Genomic DNA, 1,320 nt, shown 5'->3' on the forward strand with positions numbered 1-1,320 from the left:
CCCGCAATATGGTCCATTGGAGCAGTGGTTTATCTCGTCTCCCTGTCACGGAGAAGATCATCAGTTCAAATCTGATATGGACCGTTAAATGGCTCGGTAGCTCAGTCGGTAGAGCAAAGGATTGAAGCTCCTTGTGTCGGCGGTTCGATTCCGTCCCGCGCCATTTTTTTATTATCAAAGTTCTGCGGGTATGGTTTAGTGGTAAAACGAAAGCCTTCCAAGCTTTAGTCGCGAGTCCGATTCTCGTTACCCGCTTTTGGGGCCTATAGCTCAGCTGGTTAGAGCGCACGCCTGATAAGCGTGAGGTCGATGGTTCAAGTCCATTTAGGCCCATAATAAAATAATGGAGACTTACTCAAGTGGCTGAAGAGGCGCCCCTGCTAAGGGTGTAGATCGGGTTATTCCGGTGCGAGAGTTCGAATCCCTCAGTCTCCGTATTGTATAAAAGACTATTGGTTAATGTCAGTAGTCTTTTTTTGTGCTTTATAAAGGGTTTCTAAATCTTTAACTCATTGACGGGCATTCTTCTGCACGCCTTAGTGGTGCAAGTTGAGAATATATCAGAGTTAGAAGACGGATCACACATTTGGGGTAGAAACCGTTAATTAGTAAAAGTAGGGGAACTACTACAATTACATGGTGGTTTAAAGTGGATATCTTCCTTCTCTACAGGAAGGATTAGTGCCAGTTATTGATAGACTACTGAACAAGAGCAATTATAATTAAGAGATATTTTAATACATGGTTTGATCACTATAACTAATGCTTGACTAAATCTGAGGAATTCCTCTTTTCCACTATTGAATGCAGGAGAGAAACTCGCTAGAAGTAAGCATAAAGTATAGAGAGACTAAGAGAAATGTGAAATATTCAATTTTTTAACAAAATGACTTGCAAGATGGTGTAGAATCATGTATTATTTATAGCGTTGTGATTGACAGAACTAAGAGCTCTCAAGTAATAACGAATAAAAAAGTGGTTGACTTTAACAAACAAATTCGGTATTATAATTAAGCGTCTTATGACGTTAGACAACAATTCGACCCGTTGGTCAAGTGGTTAAGACATCGCCCTTTCACGGCGGTAACATGGGTTCAAATCCCGTACGGGTCATTACCACATTTTATGGTATATTTACATTTGGAGGATTACCCAAGTGGCTTAAGGGGACGGTTTTGAAAACCGTTAGACGGTCTTGCCGTGCGTGGGTTCAAATCCCACATCCTCCTTTAATAATAATCGCGGGATGGAGCAGTCTGGTAGCTCGTCGGGCTCATAACCCGAAGGCCGGTGGTTCAAATCCACCTCCCGCAATATGGT

At 42.1% G+C, this 1,320-nt stretch carries 8 tRNA genes; all 8 read left to right on the forward strand.

Annotated features, from left to right (window positions below):
- The first annotated feature begins 10 nt into the window (after window positions 1–10).
- A tRNA-Asp gene (locus tag H3R21_RS07395) sits at window positions 11–84 on the forward strand.
- Between the two features lie 6 nt (window positions 85–90).
- Window positions 91–163 (forward strand) — tRNA-Phe (locus H3R21_RS07400).
- Window positions 164–184: 21 nt separating this feature from the next.
- Window positions 185–255 (forward strand) — tRNA-Gly (locus H3R21_RS07405).
- 4 nt (window positions 256–259) lie between these two features.
- Window positions 260–333, forward strand: a tRNA-Ile gene (locus tag H3R21_RS07410).
- A gap of 12 nt (window positions 334–345) precedes the next feature.
- Window positions 346–435 (forward strand) — tRNA-Ser (locus H3R21_RS07415).
- Window positions 436–1,041: 606 nt separating this feature from the next.
- Window positions 1,042–1,113: transfer RNA gene (locus tag H3R21_RS07420), tRNA-Glu, on the forward strand.
- A 29-nt stretch (window positions 1,114–1,142) separates the two neighbouring features.
- Window positions 1,143–1,229: transfer RNA gene (locus H3R21_RS07425), tRNA-Ser, on the forward strand.
- Between the two features lie 11 nt (window positions 1,230–1,240).
- A tRNA-Met gene (locus tag H3R21_RS07430) sits at window positions 1,241–1,314 on the forward strand.
- Window positions 1,315–1,320 lie beyond the last annotated feature (6 nt).

Source organism: Lactobacillus sp. W8172 (assembly GCF_016102055.1).
GTDB classification, from domain to species: domain Bacteria; phylum Bacillota; class Bacilli; order Lactobacillales; family Lactobacillaceae; genus Lactobacillus; species Lactobacillus apis_A.